The sequence below is a fragment of the Myxococcales bacterium genome, from assembly GCA_016712525.1.
In the GTDB taxonomy this organism is placed as follows: domain Bacteria; phylum Myxococcota_A; class Polyangia; order Polyangiales; family Polyangiaceae; genus JAAFHV01.
Window position 1 is genome coordinate 653,941 of record JADJQX010000008.1, and the last position, 18,076, is coordinate 672,016.

Here is an 18,076-nt window from a genome sequence, read left to right on the forward strand (position 1 = left end):
CCCGAGGATCTCGGCCGAGCCTCTCGGAGATCGACGAGGGCTGGGGCGAGCCGGCGAGAGAGGCGCCTGGTCAACCGCGTCGCGGGTCGGTGAGGCGGGCGCGATGCGCGTCCGACGCCCGAGGGCCCATTCCTCGCCCGTCGCCCGCGCCGAGCCCGGCGCTGTTCGTGCCCGTGCTGGAGCCGGCCCCCGAGCCCCGCGCCGAAGCGAAGACCCTCGAGGACATCGTCCCGACCGCGCCCCTCTCGTCCTTGGCGGGTGTGCCCACCCTCCACGAGCTCGTCGAGCTCCGCGCCGAGGCCCGCCTGCGCGCCGAGGACGAAGCCCCACCCCCCACGCGCGCCGCCCAAGGTCGCCTGCGTACGGCGCCCATCCTGTTTCCCGAGAGAGAGCTCCCGCGGCCCTCCCGCGAGCTCGACCTCGACACCCGCCGCGCGATGTTCGCCTACGGGGCGCTCACGGGGGCCGTGGCCGTGGCCCTCGCCGTGCTCGTCGCGGTGATGCTGCGCTGACACACGGGGCGTCTCGAGAGCCGAGCCGCCCGCGAGACGGTGTCAACGAGGCGCGAACGCGACCGCGGTCAAGACGAGCAGAGACGAGACGACGACGAACCACGGGAGCGCTTTGGACATCCACGGCGACAGCATGAGATGAGCCCTCTGCACCTTTCGCGCCACCCCAAACCCGTCCGTAACCATTGGATATCCAAGTCTTTTGTTCACGGAGGAGGCAGAGGCCGGCGCAGGGCCCATGACAGCCCGATCCTTCGTGAGGCGGCTCGGAGGCACAGGTCGGCGTCGATCCCACCTGTTCCCGAACGGCGCGCCATAAACTAGGGTCGAGGCCCGATGCTCGACGACCTCCACCACCTGAGGGAACGCGCACGCGCCGCGGTCAGCCGAGGCAACCTCGACGAGGCCGCGAACGCGCTCGTGCAGGCCGCGCAGCAGACCCACGTCGCCGAGCACGACTACGTGTCGGTGCTGAGGCCGCTCGTCGAGGTGCTCGAGCGCCGGGGTGATCTCCGCTCGGCGCTCACGGTCGAGTGGTACCTCGCGCTGAACGACCGTGAGGCCATGCGGCGCTGCTACCAGAAGCTCCCGCACGTCCCCCCGCAAGACCGCGCGCGCACCCTCGCGGCCGCCGAGGACATGGCGGCCGCCGCCCGCGAAATGGAGGACGCCGGGCTCGTCGCCGCCGCGGCGATCTACCGCGAGAAGGCCGAGGACTGGCAGGGCGCGCGGGCCCTCTGGTCGAGGCTCGGGCAGGTCGCCTCGAGCGGCGCCGACGCGTACAACGCCGCGCTCGTCCAGTTCAACCTGGCCCGCTGCGCCAAGAAGTGCAACGACCCCCGCCAAGCCCGCGAGGCCACGGTCGCGTCGGTGCGCCTGCTCGAAGAGGCCGCCGACCACTTCGAGTCGGTCGGGCAGCGAGAGCGGGCGTTCGACTGCTTCCAGGTGCTCGTCCAGATCGGCCGTGAGAGCGGCATGTTCGAGGACGTGCTCGAGGGCTTCGTCAACTGCATCCGCATCCTCCGCGAGGACCACCTCAAGTACTTCGCGCTCCAATATTTCGAGGACGCGCTCGCCGCGGCCCGCGAGAAGGGAGAGCTCTCGGCGGCGGCGACCCTCGCGCGCGAGGCCTCGGAGTACGCGCGCTCGCTCGGCATGTCGGCGACGGCTGCACACTACATCTTGGTCCAGGCCGACCTGTGGCGGAGCGTCGCGAGGCAGCACCACGAGCGCGGCGCGCCACCCGAGATCGCGGAGAACGCCGTGCTCGCGGCGGTCTTGGCGTTCGGTGAGGTGGGGCATTTCAGCCGCGTAGGCCAGCTCTACCAAGAGCTCGCGACGATGGACCTCGAGCCGCGCCGGAGGGCCCACTACGCGCGCGCCGCGCGCCGCTACGAGAACGTGCGCGACGAGTCGATCGACGCCGCCCCCCTGCCCTCGCACCTCCGACAGGACAACCACTTCCCCGACGTGTGGCACGTCGATCTCATCGAGTGGGAGCAGCAAGGCAGCGCGGCCGAGGCGTGCGCCGACGTGCTCTTGAACCGGAGCTGGCCCGATCTGATCCGTCGGAAGGCCATGCTGGCGCGTCTCACGGCGTTCGCGGTCGAAGGCCAGAACGACGCGAGCCCCGCCTCGCAAGCCGCACGCGCGCGCCTCGCCGACCAGCTCGCGGCGCTCCAGCTCTATGCCGTGCTCTCTCCTCTCGAGAAGCTCTTCGCGAGGCCCGAGCGCACGGTGAAGATCGCCGTCCTGTCCGCCATGGGCACGCTCTTCTTCAAGCGGAGCTTCATCACCGTGCGGCAAGCGCTCCGCGACGGCGACGTGGGCGTCGTCGAACAGGCCGCGAAGGCCGTCGAGGCGCTCTACTTCCAGCACGCGTTCGACCCGCTCTCTCGCATCGTTCGCGAGGCCCCGCAGCCGGGAGTGCGCGCGAGCGCCATTCGTGCGCTGGCCAAGGTCGACACGCTGGAGGCCGCCGAGTTCCTCCTCGGGATCCTCGAGCACGGCGCGCCCGCCGATCGCACCGCCGCGGTCGACGGCCTGCGAAAGTCGCGTGGGTCTCGGTTCATCGAGGTGGCGCGCTCGTCGATGGCGACTTCGACGCCCGAGGTGCAGGGCGCGCTCCGCGACATCTTGCGCGCGCGCGGCATCGCGGCCTGACGAGGCCCGACGATTCGCGCCGAGCAAAAGGTAAACCGACCTTACCTTTTGTCATCAAAACGCGAAATTCGTTGCAACTTCAATCCATTACGACCCCACGACGGCCGAGCTTTTGGGCGATACGCTGGGCGGCATGCATAGCCGTCTCCGCTCCGCACTCACCGCATCCGGCCTCGTCGTGGCCGCTCTCCTCTCGATGGCCACGAGCAAGCCGAAGAAGGACGACCCGACGGCGAACGCTCCGATCGACTCTGCCACCGAGCCGTACATCGGCGACTGGGAGAGCGACGACACCGTGCTCCTCATCGGGCGTGACCGCAGCGTCCACTACAAGAAGAAGACGGGGTCGACCACCAAGTCGGTCGACGGGACGCTGAAGGGCATCGAGAACGGCAACATCGTCGTGAAGGCCGCGTTCCTCGAGGTCAAATTCAAGATCGACGCCGAGCCCGAAGAAGAAGAGGGCATCTGGGAGATGACGATCGACGGCGAGGAGCTCACGAAGAAGGGCGCGGGCAACGGCAAGACGGCCTCTCTCAAGGAGAACCTCGAGGGCGCCGTGGTCACCCAGTTCGCCAACAAGGGCGTCACCAAGTGCGTATGCCCGAACCCCGCGGCGCGCACCAAGTTCACCTGCACGGCCACGCTGAAGAACGGGAAGACCGCGCCGGTCGAGATGACCAAGAACCCGACGACCCACCACTACAGCTTCTCGATCAAGGTCGCGGCGGTCGAGTCGTCGAAGCTCGAGGCCGATCTGTCCGACATGGTCTTCAAAGAGACCAAAGGGAAGATCAAGCCCACCGTGAGCTGCGGCGGCGGCACGGTCTACATCCCCGACGGAGACGGCGTCACCTGCGACGCGACCGACCCGAAGACGAAGAAGAAGGGCACGATCGACGCCGACCTCAACGGAGGCACCCTCCACTGGAAGCTGAAGGGGCTCTGAGCCGACCGGAGGGGCGCGACGCGCACGTTCGCCTTCGTGTCGCGCTCCTCGTCGTTTTTCCCCTCGTCGTCGGGGCCGCGACCTACGTCGTGCGAGAAGAGCCCATCGTCGTGCTCGACGCCCTCGGGCGCGCCCTTCTCGGCCGCGAGCGCTTCGGCGCGGCGTGGGCCTCCCTCGCCGTGGCGACGAGGCCCCTCCGCGAGGCCATCGGGCCCGTCGTGCTCGGGCACCTCGCCGACGCGATGCTCGCGGTCGCCACGGCCGGGTTCGTCGACACGACGGAGGGGGAGTCCTCCCTCGCGAGGCGCCTCGGGTTTCAAGCGGGGGGCGCAGGTCTCCTCGTCGGCCTGGAGGTGCTGCAAGGGCCCCTCGGTTTCGGCACGTTCGACCCGTGGGACGTGGTCACGCTGCTCCTGTCGGCCGGCGTGGTCGTGGGCGCGCGAGAGGGGATGCGCCGGCGCGCGGCTTTGGTGTAGAGTGCAACCATGAGCCTGTCGCTTCGCACCGTGAGCCTCACCGACTTCACGAGCCCCGATCCGAAGGCCAAGGCCTTCTTCGTGGCGGAGCTCGGGGCCGGCATCCGCGAGCTCGGGTTCGTCTCGGTCGCGGGCGCGAGCCTCCCCGAGGGCCTCGTCGACGCGACGTACGCCGCCATCCGAGACTTCTTCGCGCTCCCGCTCGAGCAGAAGCGCGCGTGCGAGCTGCCCGCCTCGAACGGAAACCGCGGCTACGTGACGTTCGGGAAGGAGCACGCGAAGGATCGCAAGGTGAGCGATCTGAAAGAGTTCTTCCACGTGGGGCGCGAGCTCCCGGAGCTCGGCGACGGGGGAAAAAACGCCTTCCCGGCGGAGCTCCCGCAGTTCCGCGAGACGACCACCCGGCTCTACGAGGCCCTCGACTCCGTGGCCCGCGAGCTGCTCGTCGCCTTGGCGCTCCACTTCGGCGAGCGGGGCGACGCGATCGCCGACATGGCACGCGGTGGAAACTCGATCTTGCGCCTCATCCACTACCCGCGCCTCCAAGACCTCTACGTCCCAGGGGCCGTTCGGGCGGCGGAGCACGAGGACATCAACCTCATCACGCTCCTCCCCGAAGCGACGACGAGCGGGCTCGAGATCCTCACCCGCGACGGGCGGTGGCTCGCCGTCGAGACGCCGAAGGGGCACCTCGTGGTCGACTCGGGCGACATGCTCGCGCGCATCACGGGCGGGCTCGTGCCGGCGACGACCCACCGCGTGGTCAACCCGAGCCGCCCCGAGGACGACGTGCCCAGGTACTCGATGCCGTTCTTCACGCACCCGCGCCCCGACGTGTCCCTCGGGCTCCTGCCGTTCGCCGCGAAGCACCCCGACGCGAAGCCCGCGAGCGACATCACCGCGCACGCGTTCCTCACCGAGCGGCTCACCGCCCTCGGCCTCGTCAAGAGCGGCTGACCGACCGCGGGGTCAGCCCGCCGCGAGAGGCCGACGGGCGACGAAATACCTCATGATACCAGTGTGTTACATACTCTGCAGCGAGGGTCGAGCCCCCGAGGCTCAGGCCGCGACGACGTTTCGCATGGCGGCGATCGCGTCGACCTGCCCCATGACGATGAGCGTGTCCCCGACCTCGAGGACGAGGCCCGGCTCGGGGTTGTAGACGAAGCCCTCGTCGCGGCGCTTCACCGCGATGACGAGCAGGCCCGACTCGCGGCGCACGAGGGTCTCGGAGAGCGCCTTGCCCACGCACGTCGAGCAAGGATCGACCGAGAGCTCCTCGAGGCGAAGGCCGCGGTTGTCGCGGAACATCTTGTCGAAAAACTCGTTCACCCTGGGGCGCAAGAGCTCCGACGCGATCCGCCGACCGCCGATCTGGGTCGGGCTCACCACGCTCGAGGCGCCGGCCTTCAGCATCTTCGCCTCGGTCGGATCCTCGACCACCTTCGAGACGATGCGGGCCGTCGGGTTGAGGCTGCGGGCCGAGAGCGTGACGAACACGTTGTCGCGATCGTCGGTGAGGGCGGCCACCACGCCGCGCGCGCGCTTCACCCCCGCGCGGAGGAGGGCGTGGTCGTCGGTCGCGTCGCCGAGGACGTAGAGCATTTCGCCGCCGCACAGCTCCTCGGAGATGCGCTTCACGTGGGCCTCGTTCTTCTCGATGACCACGAAGGGCGTTCGGGTGAGAAAGAGCTCCTCGATCACGTGGCGGCCCGTCGCCCCCGCCCCGGCCACGACGATATGGCCGCTCAAGCGCTCGATATCTTTCATCATTTTCCGTTTCCTGAAGACGTCGCCGAACGCCCCCTCGAACACGAGCACGGTCACGTTCGACTGGGCGTACGCGACCGCGCCGACGCCGAACGCCACGACGAGCACGGTGAGCGCCCTCGCCCCGGGCACCTCGTGCATGTGCGGGAGCTCGCCGAACCCCACCGTAGTGACGGTGATGGCCGTCATGTAGACGCACTCCCCGTACGTCCAACGCCCGTGGCCGAGCAGCCAGTACCCGAGCCCGCCGAGCAAGAGGAGGCCGGCGAGGATCGCGGTCGCACCGATGAGGCTGCGAATGGGGGGCGACACTCACCGATCTTGGTGCCGACGTGGCCATCGTGGCAACTTTTGCGGGGAGCCGCTCGGCCCCCGCCGAGGAGTGGACCTTCGTTCAGGCCGCGCTCTCGCCCTCGGTCAGGGCTGCCCGGAGCGCCCCGCCGAGCTCCGGGTAACAGAAGGAAAAGCCCGAATCGAGGAGCTTCTTCGGGACGGCGTTCTGGCCCGTCAAGACGACGCTCGCGCCCCCACCCACCACGGCGCGGAGCGCGAACCCGGGCACGCGGAAGAACGCAGGGCGCCCAAGCGCCGCGCCGAGCTCCTTCGCGAAGTGGTTCATCGAGACCGGCGTGGGCGCCGTCACGTTGAAGGGCCCCTCGAAGCCCGGGGTGTCGAGCGCGAAGAGCAGCGCGCGAACGGCGTCGTCGACGGCGATCCAAGGCAACATTTGCCGACCGTTCCCGAGCGGCCCGCCGAGCCCGAGCTTGAACACCGGGAGCATTTGCGCGAGCGCTCCGCCGCCCGAGCCGAGCACGACGCCGATGCGCGCGCGCGAGACGCGGACTCCGGCGGACTCGGCCGCGGACGTGGACGCTTCCCATTCGGCGCACATGTGGGCGAGCACGTCGTCACCCTCGGGGCTCGACTCGTCGCACGTGCGGTCGTCGTCTCGGAAGCCGTAGTACCCGACCGCCGACGCCGAGACGAGCGTGCCCGACCCACGGGCCGCGAGCGCCTCGGAGATGAGGGCCGTCGGGAGGACGCGGCTGTCGCGGCACGTGCGGAGGTGCTCGTCGCTCCAGCGTCGATCCATGATGCCCGCGCCGGCGAGGTGGATCACAGCGTCGGCCGCGGCGACCTCGTCGAGCCACGGGCCCTTCTGCTCGGGCGTCCAGACGACCTGCCGAACCTTGCCCGAGCCCCCGGCGCGGCGGCTGAGGACCGTCACGTCGTCGCCCCGCCGGCCGAGGGCCGCGACGAGCCGCTCACCGATGAAACCCGTCCCGCCCGTCACGAGGATCTTCATGGGCCTTTCGATGCCAGATGCCCCGAACGGGCGTCAAGGTGATGTACGCTCGGAGGATTGGCCATGGCGAACCGAACGAACCTCCTCGCCCTCGTGGGTGCGGCCGCAATCGCCTCCGCGGTCGCGTGCGGCACGAAAGACGTGCACGAGGCCGAAGCCCGCGGCGACGTCGCGTTCCTCGAGAAGAGCACCGCGGCCGAGTCGACCGCCGCCCTCGGGAGGCTCGCCGCGAAAAACCCGAAGGCGCTCGCCCTCGTCGATAGCCGCGCCCGCGAAGGCGACGTGAACGCGTACATCGCCGCGTGGCAAGGTCACACGCGGGGGGAGAGCTGGCCCGCGCCGCTCTTCCGGGCAGCCCTCGGCGACCCGGCACGCGCGACGGTCGCGCAATCGGCACTCCCTCGTAAAGACCCGAAAACAGTCGAGTTTCTACCCGACCTCGAGGCCGCGATGTCCCGCGCGACGAGCCCCGCCGACGCGGCCCGGCTCGGGGCGCTCGTGGCGAGCTTCGGGGCACCGTCGAAGGCCGTGGTCCTGCGCGCGCTCGCGAAGCCCAAGTCGCGCACGGCGATGTGCCAAGCCCTGGCGTCCCCCGACGCGAGCCCCGAGGCGCTCGCGTCGTTCCGAAGCGCCCCGCCCGAGCATCGCGACGACGTGGAGTGCGCGAGCCTCGCGGCGAAGCGCTCCGAGACGGACGACGACATGGCGACGTGGCTCGGCCAAGAGGCCGAGCAGGGCCTGCTCGTCACGGCGTCCAAGCGCGGCCTCCCCTGCCCACGCGCCACGTTCGTCTGGGAAAAGGCGCTCGCGGCGCGGCCGCTCGATGCGCACGCGCAGCTCACGTCCGAGCTCACGTCCACCATCCTGCGATGCGCGGACACGATGGACGCGGCCCTCCCGAAGGCCATGGCCACGTCGGACACGGCGCGCGCGTGGGTGGTCGCGGCGCTCGATCCCGACGACCGCAACCTCACCCGGCTGCCGAGGACGTGCGTCGCCATGAAGGCCGTGGCCGCGGGAGGACCGGGCACGTCGGTCCGCACACGCGAGCGCGCACGCGACACCGTGGCGCGCGGATGCGACAAGGTGCTCGGCGCGGCTCAGCCGCCGAGGTAGGCCTTCTGGATTTCGGGGTCGTCCGCGAGCACCCGAGATTTTCCCTCGAGCGCGACCTCGCCCGTCCTGAGCACGTAGGCACGCTCGCTCGAGCCGAGGGCCATGCGGGTGTTCTGCTCGACCACGAGCACCGTGACGCCGCTCTTGGCGATCGTACGGATCGCCTTGAAAATCTGGGCCGCCAGCTTGGGCGCGATGCCGAGGGACGGCTCGTCGAGGAGGAGCATCTCGGGGCGCGCCATCATGGCCCGGCCGATCGCGAGCATCTGCTGCTCGCCGCCCGAGAGCGTGCCGCCCTCTTGGGTCATGCGCTCGCCGAGGCGAGGAAAGAGCTCGACCACGTCGGAGATGGTCTCCTTCATGGTGGTCGGATCGCGGTGAAGGTACGCGCCGAGCTCGAGGTTCTCGCGGACGGTGAGGTTCGGGAAGATCGCGCGCCCCTCCGGCACGAGCGACAACCCCCGCTCGACCATCTCTTCGGTGGGGACGCGGGTGACGTCCTCGCCGTGGAAATGAACGCTGCCACCGGCGAGGGGGAGGAGCCTCGCGATGGTCTTCAGGGTCGTGGTCTTGCCCGCGCCGTTGGCCCCGATGATCGCGACCACCTCGCCCGGCATCACGCGGAGCGAGACGCCCTTGAGCGCCTTGATGCCGCCGTAGGCCACGCGCACGTCGCGGAGCTCGAGCAGGGGTGTGCCCTCGGGGAGCTTCTTCGCGGCCCGCGTCGGGTGTTTAACCCGCATCGCTCACCTCCGCGTCGGCCTTCTTGGTGGCGGCGTCGGGTGGGCTCGCGTCGTCGTCGTCGCCGCCGAGGTAGGCCGCGAGCACCTTGGGGTGGTTCTGGATCTCGGAGGGTGTGCCGTGGGCGATCGTCTCGCCGTGATCGAGCACGTGGATCTCTTCGCAGACGCCCATGACGACCTGCATGTTGTGCTCGACCAGCACGACGGTGATGTCGAACGTGTCGCGGAGCCAGCGGATCTGCGTCTTCAGGCCCTCGGCCTCGCCGTAGTTCATGCCGGCGGCGGGCTCGTCCAAGAGGAGCAGCTTCGGCTTCAACATCATGGCCCGCGCGATCTCGAGCCTGCGCTGGTTTCCGTACGGGAGCGACGTGGAGGGCTCGTCGGCCGCGTCGGCCAGGCCGAACACGTCGAGCAGCTCCATGGCCCGCTCTTGCATGAGGTGCTCGTCCTCGTAGTGCACGGGCGTACGAAGGAGCGCCGCCGTGAGGTGCGCGCGCTTCTGGAGCTCGCACGCGACGAGCAGGTTCTCGAGCACCGTGAGCTGCGTGAAGAGCCGGATGTTCTGGAACGTGCGCGCGATGCCGACCTCGGCGATCTTGGCCGGCGCGAGCGGGAACAGATCGCTCGCGCCGAAGCGGATCGAGCCCGTGTCGTGTTTGTAGACCCCGGTGACGAGGTTGAAGACGGTGGTCTTGCCGGCCCCGTTCGGCCCGATGAGCCCGAAGATGCGCCCCTTCGCGACGGTGAACGACACGTCGCTCACGGCCTTGAGGCCGCCGAAGCTCTTCGACACGTTCGTGAGGACGAGATCGCTCACGTGGCCCCCGCGTCGCCCGGGACACTCGCCCCTTCGTCAGGGGGAGGCGCATCCGAAGCGCTTGATTTCACTTCCTTTTTTGACGTATCTGGCGGAGGTGGGGCCGGCGGCTTGGGGCCACGGGCGCGCGCCTTTTGGAACAGCTCCCGCTCGCCGAGCAGGCCCTCGGGTCGCCAGATCATGAGCGCGATGAGCACACCCGCGTAGAGGATCATGCGGAGCGCGTTGAGGTCGAGCCACGCGGCCTGCCGCTTCAGCTCTTGGACCGCGCTCGTCGACTGGACGGCCTCGATCGCCTTGATGGTGAACGTGATGAGCACGCCGCCGATGGCCGAGCCCGTCACGCTCCCCGAGCCCCCGAGGATGACCATGGTGATGGCGTCGAACGAGGCTTGGAAATTGTAGTTGTCGGGCTGGACGGTGGGCGTGCCGTCGCGGTTCATCGCCATGAGGCCACCCGCGATGCCGGCGCCCACCGCAGCGATGACGAAGCTCCGAACCTTGTAGCGGGTCGGGTCGACGCCGACGGCCGCCGCGGCGATCTCGTCCTCGCGGAGGGCGCGGAGGGCTCGCCCCCAACCCGAGAATTTGAGGCGGTACGCGAGCAGACCGAGCAGGAGCGCGAGGCCGAAGACCCAAAACGGACCGGCGTAGAGCGGTACCCCTTGGTTCTTCGGGCCGGCGTAGCCGTTCTGACCGCCGAGGCTCGTGATGGCCACCGAGAGCATGTGGAAGAAGGGGCCGACGACGCCGTCTTTGCCGATCTTGGACGCGGCCTCGCCGATCGACTCCTTGTCGCCGAGCTGGGCGGTGGCGATGAGGAGCCTGAAGATTTCGGCGAAACCGAGCGTGACGATGGCGAGGTAGTCGCCCTTGAGGCGGAGGCTCGGGAGACCGACGAGGTAGCCGAAGAGGCCCGCGATCGCGGCCGAAGCGACGAGCGCGACGGGCACCACGACGAAGCTCTTGGCGAAGGTGGGCTCGCCCCCGCCCATGGCCTCGTGGAGGTGCGCGCTCACGACCGCGCTCGTGTACCCTCCGAGGCCGACGAACCCCGCGTGGCCGATCGAGAACTGGCCCGCCATGCCGTTGATGACGTTGAGCGACAGCGCCACGAGGACGTTGCACGCGGCGAGCATGAGGAGCTGGCGGATCGAGCTGTCGGGGACGATGCGGTCGAGGGTGAAGTCGAGCACGAGCACGACCACGAGCGCCGCGGCGGCCATGGCCATGCCACGCCCTCTCGACCTCACGACCGGACCCTTGCCCGCCTTGGGCTTCCCCGACGCCTGCTCCATCCGCGGACGGCTCTTACCACGAACCCGAGGGGAACGGCCGAGGCATCACTTCACGACGCGCAGGTACGGAGGCAGCTCGCGTTTCGGTTTTCCGCCCGGAGCGGGGCGCGGGACCGGAGGCGGCTCGGCGGGGCGCGGGTCGGCGCCGTCGAAGAGGCCGACCTGCTCGGGGGCCTTGCGAGGGGGCTCGGGCGCGGGCTTCGCGGCGGCGGGAGCTTTTTTGGCGGCCTTGGCCGGCGCGGGCTCCGGCGCGGCTTCGGCGGCCTTCTTGGTGCGAGCCTTCTTGGCGGGCTTCGTCGTGGCCTTCGCCTCGGCGCCCTCCGCGCTCTTCGCCGCGCGCGCCCGCTTCGTGGGCGGCTCGGCCTGGGCAGCCGTTTTCTCTTTTTCTTTCGAGGGCTTAGCCGACGCCTTTTTCGCCTTCTTCGGGGCCTTCTCGGCCTCGCTCGGGGCCTCGGCGACGGGCTCGGGCGTCGGCGCTTGGGCCGCCTCGGGGGCGGGCTCGTCGTCCTTCACGACGCGGAGAGCCGCGCGGCGCGGCGCTTGGGCTTGGGCCTGCGCTTGCGCCTCGACGAGCTCGCGGGGACGTCGTCCGGCCAGACCATGCCTTGGCCGTTCTCGTCGGTCAGGGCGAACACGGCACCCCAGGGAATCACGCAGAAGAACGGCGTTCGGTTGAAGCTGAGCGTGCAGCTCATGCCGCTGTCGTCGAACGTGAGGTCGCGGATGGGCACCGCCATGTTGAGGCCCACCTGGAGCACGAGCTTCGGCTCGCGCTTGAACCCCGCCGGCGTCACGACCCCTTCGCGGCGCGGGTCGAGGTACACGAAGACGCTCGAGCGCTCGATGAGGGCGAGGGCCACGTCCTTCTTCGGGGGCAGAGGCGACGTCATCCGGCCGGCTCATAGCGCGGGGCCGGGCCGGGCGCCAGAATGAAAGGCGCGCGGCGGTCGAACGGAGAGACCCGACGACCGCGCGAGGGCCGGCAGCGCCCTTTGGTGTAGGGTTCGGAGCGCCGTGCGAACGCGCCTCGCCACGCCTCCTGTCCCGTGCATCGTGCATGCGACCGTGTTCGACGCCTTCTCGTGGCACCCGAGCGAGTCGCTCGAGTGGCTCACCCGCGACGGGCTCGGCGCTCGAGATCTGCCCTCGAGCAAGAACCCACCGGGCCTAGGCTTCGTGCTTCGAGGCGAGGCCGGCGCGTTCCCGTTCTTGCCCCGAGAGGACGCGCACCTGCACCTCCCCGGGGTCCCGCTCCCCGAGGGGGCGACCATGCTCGCGCCGTGGGCGATCGACGACGCGACCGATCTCCTCTACGAGACGCGAACGCCGCCGAACGACGCCCTCGCCCTCGCGACGACGAGCCTCGCGGCGCTCTACTGGGGCCTCCACGACTGGGCGCATTTCCACTCGCACGGGCCCTTCGTCGAGATCGCCGCGACCGAGCTCCAGTGCGACGCCTCGGCGCTCGCGTGGCTCGCTTGGAACGCCGAGACCGTGGGGCTCGACGGCGCGACCTTCGACGCCCTCTGCCGCTTCGCGCGCGCCCTCGGCGAAGAGCGATGCGCCGACGAGGGGGTGTCGCTCGATCTCGACGCGCTCTCCCCGAGGCGCGTGATCGGCCTCTTGCCGACCCCCGGCGACGTGAGGCTCAGCGCGCCCGGAGGCGCCCGGTGATGCTCGAGAACGCCTTCTCGTAGTCGTTCTGGCTGCGATTGATGACGTCGTGGGCCTCATCGCGGCCGTAGACGCGCGCGATCTCGACCACGTGCTCGTGCGACCCCGGGGGCTGCTTGTACGTGAGGAAGTAGTGGTGGAGCCGATCGATGAGGGCGCGCGGGCACTCGCTCAGATCGCGCATGTGGCCGTAGACGTCGTCGCCCTGGAGCACGGCGATGATTTTGTCGTCGGCCTCGTTCTTGTCGACCATGAGCAGGCCGCCGATGGGGACGGCCTGCACGAGGATGTTGCCGTGCGGGATGTTGCGCTCGGTGAGGATGCAGATGTCGAGCGGGTCGTCGTCCCCGAGGGTGCCGGTCTTGCCGGTCTTCTCGTCGCACAAGAGCGCCACCTCGGCCCCGCAGAGCGTCTGCGGGATGAAGCCGTAGAGCGTAGGGCACGTGTTCGAGAACTTCTGCGGACGGTCGACCTTGAGGATGCCCGTGGCCTTGTCGAGCTCGTACTTTACCGTGTCGGTCGGCACGATCTCGACGTAGGCCGTGACGACCTCGGGGGCCTTCGCGCCGATCGCGGGGCCGTGCCAGGGGTGCGCGGCGAAGAGGTGCGACAGGGCTTGTTCGAAGGGGCTTCCGCTCATGACGCGCTTATACACCGCCCCCGGTCCGCGCGAGAGGCTCAGGCAAAACAAACAATCATTTCAGACAGATACAACCGACACTCGGAGCAACGACGCGTCGGCGGGCGGCCTCTGTCGGCTCGCGCTCAGCGCGGTTTCCCCACGCCCTTGCCGGCGAGGTAGGAGACCCACCCGTCCGGGAGGGCGCGCGAGGCCGTGATGGCGGCGCCGAGCGGCCGCGGGAACGCGACGACGGCCGGAGCGCTGCGGAGCTCTTCGACGATGTGGGAGGCGGCCCGCTCCGCGGTCCACAAGAAGGGGCGCGTCGCCGTGGCGCGGCTCATCTCGGTGTCGACGAACCCGGGCTGAACGTCGGTCACGCGGACGCCGGAGCCCGCGAGGTCGAGGCGCAAGGTCTCGAGGAAGGTCGTGAGGGCGGCCTTGCTCGCGGAGTACGGGCCCGTCTGCGGGAGGCCGCGCCGCCCCGCGAGGCTCGACACGCCGACGAGGTGGCCGCGCTTTCGCTCGAGCAGGTACGGGAGCGCCGCCACGAGCGTCACGAAGGCGCCACGAACGTTCACGTCGACCACCTTCACGACCTCGGCCACGGTGAGCCTCGTCGCGTGCTTCGGGGAGCCCACGCCGGCGTTCGCGATCACCATGTCGAGCCCGCCGAGCGCGTCGTTCGCTTCGCGCAGCGCTTCTTCGATGTCGTGCACCTTGGCGACGTCGGCGACGATCGGCACCGCCATGCCCCCGAGCGCCCGAATCTCTGCCGCGACGCCCTCGAGCTCGGCCTTGCGCCGCGCGACGAGCGCCACACGCACCCCTTTTTTGGCGTACGCGAGCGCGAGCGCCCGACCAATGCCACTCGAAGCGCCAGTGAGGAAGACGGTCTTGGGGGTCATGCTCGGCCGGGCGTCATAGCACAGGGGGGCCCGGTGGCCGTACGTCGCTGAAAACATTCGAGGTTTCGCGGCCCTGGAAAATGGCTCTCGCCTTCGCGACCCGAGCCTATGGAAGCTGCTTGAAACGGATGGGGCGCTCTGCAATCCTGACTTAAGTATGGGTAGCGAGCCCCCCCGACGACGTTCCTCCGCCCGCGTCCGCGCCATGGACGACGACATCGAGGCGACGAGCATCACGAGCTTCACGGATCTGCAGCGTGAGCTCGCGGCGCGCAAACGTCAGGCGCTCCAGGCCTACCTCGTGGTGCTCACGGGCTCGAACGTCGGCGCGATGCACAAGCTCGAGGCCGCCGAGACCGTCATCGGCCGCTCGAACCAGGCCGATCTCCGCCTCACGGACGACGGCATCTCGCGGCGCCACGCGCGCATCATCAAGTCCGGCTCGGACGTGATCATCGAGGACCTGAACAGCGCGAACGGCACCCTCGTGAACGGCGAGCTCGTCACGCAGCGCGTCCTCAAGAACGGCGACAAAATCAGCATCGGCGCGAACACCGTCGTGCGCTTCAGCTTCAACGACACGCTCGACGAGTCGTTCCAGCAGAAGATGATCGAGGCGGCCCTCCGCGACGGCCTCACGCGCGCGTTCAACAAGCGCTACTTCCTCGAGCGCCTCGAGACCGAGTACGCGTACGCGAAGAGGCACCACGCCGAGCTGTCGCTCCTCTTGTTCGACATCGACTTCTTCAAGAAGATCAACGACACGTACGGCCACCTCGCGGGCGACGCCGTGCTCGTGCAGCTCGCCGCGCTCATCCAAACGCTCCTCCGCACCGAGGACGTGTTCGCCCGCTACGGCGGCGAAGAGTTCGCCATCTTGGCGAGGGGCACGTCGCTCGCCAAGGCCGCCACGCTCGCCGAGCGCATCCGCGCCCGCGTCGAAGAGACGCAGTTCATGTTCGAGAGCACGCACATCCCCGTGACCATCAGCGTGGGCGTGGCGGGCCTCCCCGAGACCCGCTGCGACGACGCCACGCAGCTCGTGGCCGGCGCCGACACGGCCCTCTACGAGTCGAAGCGCGGCGGCCGCAACAAGGTCACCCTCAAAGACATCCCGATCTGACGCGGCGGGCGCGGCTCTCCGTCGCTGACCCCGTTCGTCGCGTGGGAGCTGCGCGCACCGAGCGTGTGTAGTCTTCACGCATCGCGCGGCACGGGCGGACCGGCGTAGTCCCCCTCGTAGCCGGGCACGCCGTCGGAGAGAGTGACCCAGTCGGCCTTGCTGCCGACGTAGATGTGGGCGAGCACCGGGACGCCCAGGGGCACGTCGAGCGCGCCGACCGCGACACCGAGGAGCTCGGGGTGGTCGTTCGACTCCCAGAAGAGGCTCGAGCCGCACGTCCCGCAGAAGAGCCGCGCGGCCTTCTCGGACGACGCGTAGCGGCGGAGCTGCGCCTTCGGATCGTCGATGGTGATCGCGGCGCGCTTCACTTGCGCGTACGTGGCGAACGCGGCGCCATGCTGCTTGCGGCACATCTGGCAGTGGCAGTGGGTGACGATCCGGATCGGGCGAGCGAGGGACCAGCGGATCGCGGAACAGAGGCAGCTTCCTTGGTGCACGGGATGCACGATACACGCGATCCGCACCCGACGAGCGCCCCGCGGTCCGCGCCGCCAATCGCGCCCGACCCGACGAGCGCCCCGCGCGACCCGCGACTTCCCTCGCGTCGCTCAGCGCTCGGGGTAGGCGCAGCGGAAGCCGAGCTTCCCGTATTTGTTCATGGCGTGCGACGCGTGCCGAAACCCGAGGCCGTGCCCCTCGAACGACCCGTTCGGGCCCCAGTGGAAGCGCGTCGTGAACGGGCTCTCCGTGACGACGCCGTCGAGCGGGCTGCCCGTGAGCTCCATCAGCCCGTCGGTGAGCGAGTGCCCGTACGCGCCTCGCCCGCGCATTCGCCCGGGCGCGGGGATGAACACCGCGTAGTCGGTCGATTGGAGCGCCGGATACTCGTAACTATAGGAGAACGCTGCCATTTCGATGCTCTGCATCGGCCCGGGGGCGAAGGGGCTGCCGCTCGCGCGGAGGCTTTGGTCGGTGGCCCAAGGGAAGCGGTTGCCGAAGTAGGTGCCGCTGCCCGGGCCGAATGGCCACGGCGCGTCGCCCCACGGGTAGGTGGCGGGGCCCCACGCCGCCTCGAGCTCTTCGCGGGTCTGAAGCCTCCCGCCGTCCCACAGGCAGAACGCCTGCGCGAGCAGGTAGCTTGTGCAGTTTGCACCTTTCGTGTCGACGAGATCGCGCGGCACCTCGTGGGGGACGTCGCCGAAGAGGCGTGACTCGGCCTCGTCCGGGATGAAGACCGTGTGGGTGCCGGGCGCGCCGTTCGTGCAGCCCGTGAGCACCTGCTCGTTGTCGCGGAAGATGTACCCCGACACGTGACGGTAGGCGCTCGTGTAGATCCCCGGGATCGGTGCGCCGCCGCCGAGGCCGGCCTCGGAGAGCTCGCTCGGCGACGTGTCTCCCTCGAGGCTCGTCGGGAGGTAGACGTCCCACGCGGGGGGCAAAATCGCGCCGAACGGCAGCGGTCCGCGCGCGCGCAGGCCGCGCACGAGCCCTCGGACATTTCCGGAGACCGCCTCGAGGAACGTGCGCATGCGGCCCGCGGTGACGCCGTACTTGCCGAGGCGCGTGCGCGAGCCCGGCACGGGCGCCGTGGCGCAGCAGCTCTCGTGCGTGGCCTCGGCGCTCCCCACTTCGCCGCGCCCGCACGTCTCTCCTCCTGCGCGACGCGCGCAGCTCGGAGCACGGGAGCAGGCTCCGCCCTCGCCGCAGACGCGAGAGCGGCAATCGGTGCCGACCGTACAGCGGGCCCCTTCGGCGCACCCCGGGGCGCGGGCGCCGCCGCAGTCGACGTCGGTCTCGTCGCCGTTCGTGACGCCGTCGCTCGCCGTCGGTTCGGCGCAGCGCGAAGCTATGCACGCCCGCGAGACGCAGTCGTCCGCGACGCGGCACCCTCGCCCGACCTCGCACGCAGGGGACGCCGAGCCGCCGCAGTCGACGTCGGTCTCGTCGCCGTTCCGAACGAGGTCGGCGCGTGGCGCGGCGCAAAGCCCGCCTTCGCACACCCGGCTCGCGCAGTCGCGCCCCGTGCGGCACGCGCGTCCTTCCCCGCACGAGGGTGCGCGTGTGCCACCGCAGTCGACGGCGGACTCGTCGCCGTTCATGACGCCGTCATCGGACCGAGGCGCGCGGCACCTCCCATCGACGCAGACGCGGTCGGCGCAGTCGCGACGTGTCGCGCACGCGCGCCCTTCTCCGCAGCGCGGCCCCGCGATCCCTCCGCAGTCGACGTCGGTCTCGTCGCCGTTCGTCACGCCGTCGTCGGCTCGCGCCGGCGCGCACGCCCCCTCCCTCGTGCATACGCCCGAGGCGCACTCGGAGCCCCTCGTGCACACGACGCCTCGACGAGGCCGGGCCGACGTCACGGGGCTCGGATCTCCGTCGCTCGGCGGCTCGACGACGTCGGGCGCGCGCGAGCACGCCATGGACATCCCCACGAGGACCCCGACCCCCATCGCTCGACGGACGAAGCTTCCCACACGAGGGGTACGCGGCGCGCGCGCCTCCGTCGCACGCCCACGACACGAGAGAATTTTTCACAACAGTTTTGAGCATTTACGAGCACACAACGCGTCCTTCGCGTTCCTCGGGCCGCGTTGGAGGGGGC

19 protein-coding genes are annotated in these 18,076 nt (G+C 70.0%); 8 read left to right on the forward strand and 11 right to left on the reverse strand.

From position 1 onward, the window contains the following. Positions 1-173 precede the first annotated feature (173 nt). The 5 genes from IPK71_32230 (at position 174) to IPK71_32250 (ending at position 5,057) form a co-directional block, all read left to right on the forward strand. On the forward strand, positions 174-512 hold the full coding sequence (locus tag IPK71_32230) for a hypothetical protein (protein MBK8218424.1): 339 nt from the start codon (positions 174-176) through the stop codon (positions 510-512). A gap of 336 nt (positions 513-848) precedes the next feature. Next, entirely contained in the window at positions 849-2,675 is a 1,827-nt protein-coding gene (locus IPK71_32235; GenBank protein ID MBK8218425.1) for a HEAT repeat domain-containing protein, read from the forward strand. A 133-nt stretch (positions 2,676-2,808) separates the two neighbouring features. After that, positions 2,809-3,624, forward strand: a complete 816-nt coding sequence (locus tag IPK71_32240) for a hypothetical protein (protein ID MBK8218426.1) — start codon at positions 2,809-2,811, stop codon at positions 3,622-3,624. A gap of 89 nt (positions 3,625-3,713) precedes the next feature. Further along, a complete protein-coding gene (locus IPK71_32245; protein ID MBK8218427.1) occupies positions 3,714-4,100 on the forward strand; it encodes a hypothetical protein in 387 nt (128 codons plus the stop codon). 9 nt (positions 4,101-4,109) lie between these two features. After that, positions 4,110-5,057, forward strand: a complete 948-nt coding sequence (locus IPK71_32250) for an isopenicillin N synthase family oxygenase (protein MBK8218428.1) — start codon at positions 4,110-4,112, stop codon at positions 5,055-5,057. Between the two features lie 102 nt (positions 5,058-5,159). Here IPK71_32250 and IPK71_32255 read toward each other — a convergent pair whose 3' ends face one another. After that, positions 5,160-6,182, reverse strand: a complete 1,023-nt coding sequence (locus tag IPK71_32255; GenBank protein MBK8218429.1) for a potassium channel protein — start codon at positions 6,180-6,182, stop codon at positions 5,160-5,162. Between the two features lie 82 nt (positions 6,183-6,264). Further along, complete coding sequence (locus tag IPK71_32260) at positions 6,265-7,176, reverse strand: TIGR01777 family protein (GenBank protein MBK8218430.1); 912 nt, start codon at positions 7,174-7,176, stop codon at positions 6,265-6,267. A gap of 63 nt (positions 7,177-7,239) precedes the next feature. Here IPK71_32260 and IPK71_32265 point away from each other — a divergent pair, with 63 nt between their 5' ends. Continuing rightward, positions 7,240-8,292, forward strand: coding sequence for a hypothetical protein (locus IPK71_32265; protein MBK8218431.1), 1,053 nt, complete (start codon positions 7,240-7,242; stop codon positions 8,290-8,292). On the opposite strand, the gene IPK71_32270 is transcribed toward IPK71_32265, so the two are convergent. The 5 genes from IPK71_32270 to IPK71_32290 form a co-directional block, all read right to left on the reverse strand. Further along, complete coding sequence (locus tag IPK71_32270) at positions 8,277-9,035, reverse strand: ABC transporter ATP-binding protein (GenBank protein MBK8218432.1); 759 nt, start codon at positions 9,033-9,035, stop codon at positions 8,277-8,279. The genes IPK71_32265 and IPK71_32270 overlap by 16 nt on opposite strands. Next, a complete protein-coding gene (locus IPK71_32275; GenBank protein MBK8218433.1) occupies positions 9,025-9,852 on the reverse strand; it encodes an ABC transporter ATP-binding protein in 828 nt (275 codons plus the stop codon). Before IPK71_32275 ends, IPK71_32270 begins: the two co-directional genes overlap by 11 nt. Beyond that, entirely contained in the window at positions 9,849-11,084 is a 1,236-nt protein-coding gene (locus IPK71_32280; protein ID MBK8218434.1) for a branched-chain amino acid ABC transporter permease, read from the reverse strand. The genes IPK71_32275 and IPK71_32280 overlap by 4 nt, the downstream gene beginning before the upstream one ends. A gap of 111 nt (positions 11,085-11,195) precedes the next feature. Continuing rightward, a complete protein-coding gene (locus IPK71_32285) occupies positions 11,196-11,663 on the reverse strand; it encodes a hypothetical protein (protein MBK8218435.1) in 468 nt (155 codons plus the stop codon). Next, positions 11,660-12,040: a hypothetical protein gene (locus IPK71_32290; GenBank protein ID MBK8218436.1), complete on the reverse strand. Its 381-nt coding sequence runs from the start codon at positions 12,038-12,040 to the stop codon at positions 11,660-11,662. The genes IPK71_32285 and IPK71_32290 overlap by 4 nt, the downstream gene beginning before the upstream one ends. A gap of 124 nt (positions 12,041-12,164) precedes the next feature. Between IPK71_32290 and IPK71_32295 the strand changes: the two genes are divergently transcribed. Then, entirely contained in the window at positions 12,165-12,824 is a 660-nt protein-coding gene (locus IPK71_32295) for a hypothetical protein (protein MBK8218437.1), read from the forward strand. On the opposite strand, the gene IPK71_32300 is transcribed toward IPK71_32295, so the two are convergent. Both IPK71_32300 and IPK71_32305 read right to left on the reverse strand, forming a co-directional pair. After that, entirely contained in the window at positions 12,799-13,464 is a 666-nt protein-coding gene (locus tag IPK71_32300) for an inorganic pyrophosphatase (protein ID MBK8218438.1), read from the reverse strand. The two genes, IPK71_32295 and IPK71_32300, sit on opposite strands and share 26 nt — an antisense overlap. Before the next feature lie 125 nt (positions 13,465-13,589). Then, complete coding sequence (locus tag IPK71_32305) at positions 13,590-14,351, reverse strand: SDR family NAD(P)-dependent oxidoreductase (protein MBK8218439.1); 762 nt, start codon at positions 14,349-14,351, stop codon at positions 13,590-13,592. 205 nt (positions 14,352-14,556) lie between these two features. Here IPK71_32305 and IPK71_32310 point away from each other — a divergent pair, with 205 nt between their 5' ends. Next, positions 14,557-15,474 (forward strand): diguanylate cyclase, encoded by a 918-nt coding sequence (locus IPK71_32310; protein MBK8218440.1) that lies wholly within the window; start codon positions 14,557-14,559, stop codon positions 15,472-15,474. Between the two features lie 74 nt (positions 15,475-15,548). On the opposite strand, the gene IPK71_32315 is transcribed toward IPK71_32310, so the two are convergent. Together IPK71_32315 and IPK71_32320 are read right to left on the reverse strand one after the other, a co-directional pair. Then, positions 15,549-15,887 (reverse strand): GFA family protein, encoded by a 339-nt coding sequence (locus tag IPK71_32315; protein MBK8218441.1) that lies wholly within the window; start codon positions 15,885-15,887, stop codon positions 15,549-15,551. 195 nt (positions 15,888-16,082) lie between these two features. Beyond that, complete coding sequence (locus IPK71_32320) at positions 16,083-17,924, reverse strand: hypothetical protein (GenBank protein ID MBK8218442.1); 1,842 nt, start codon at positions 17,922-17,924, stop codon at positions 16,083-16,085. Positions 17,925-18,076 lie beyond the last annotated feature (152 nt).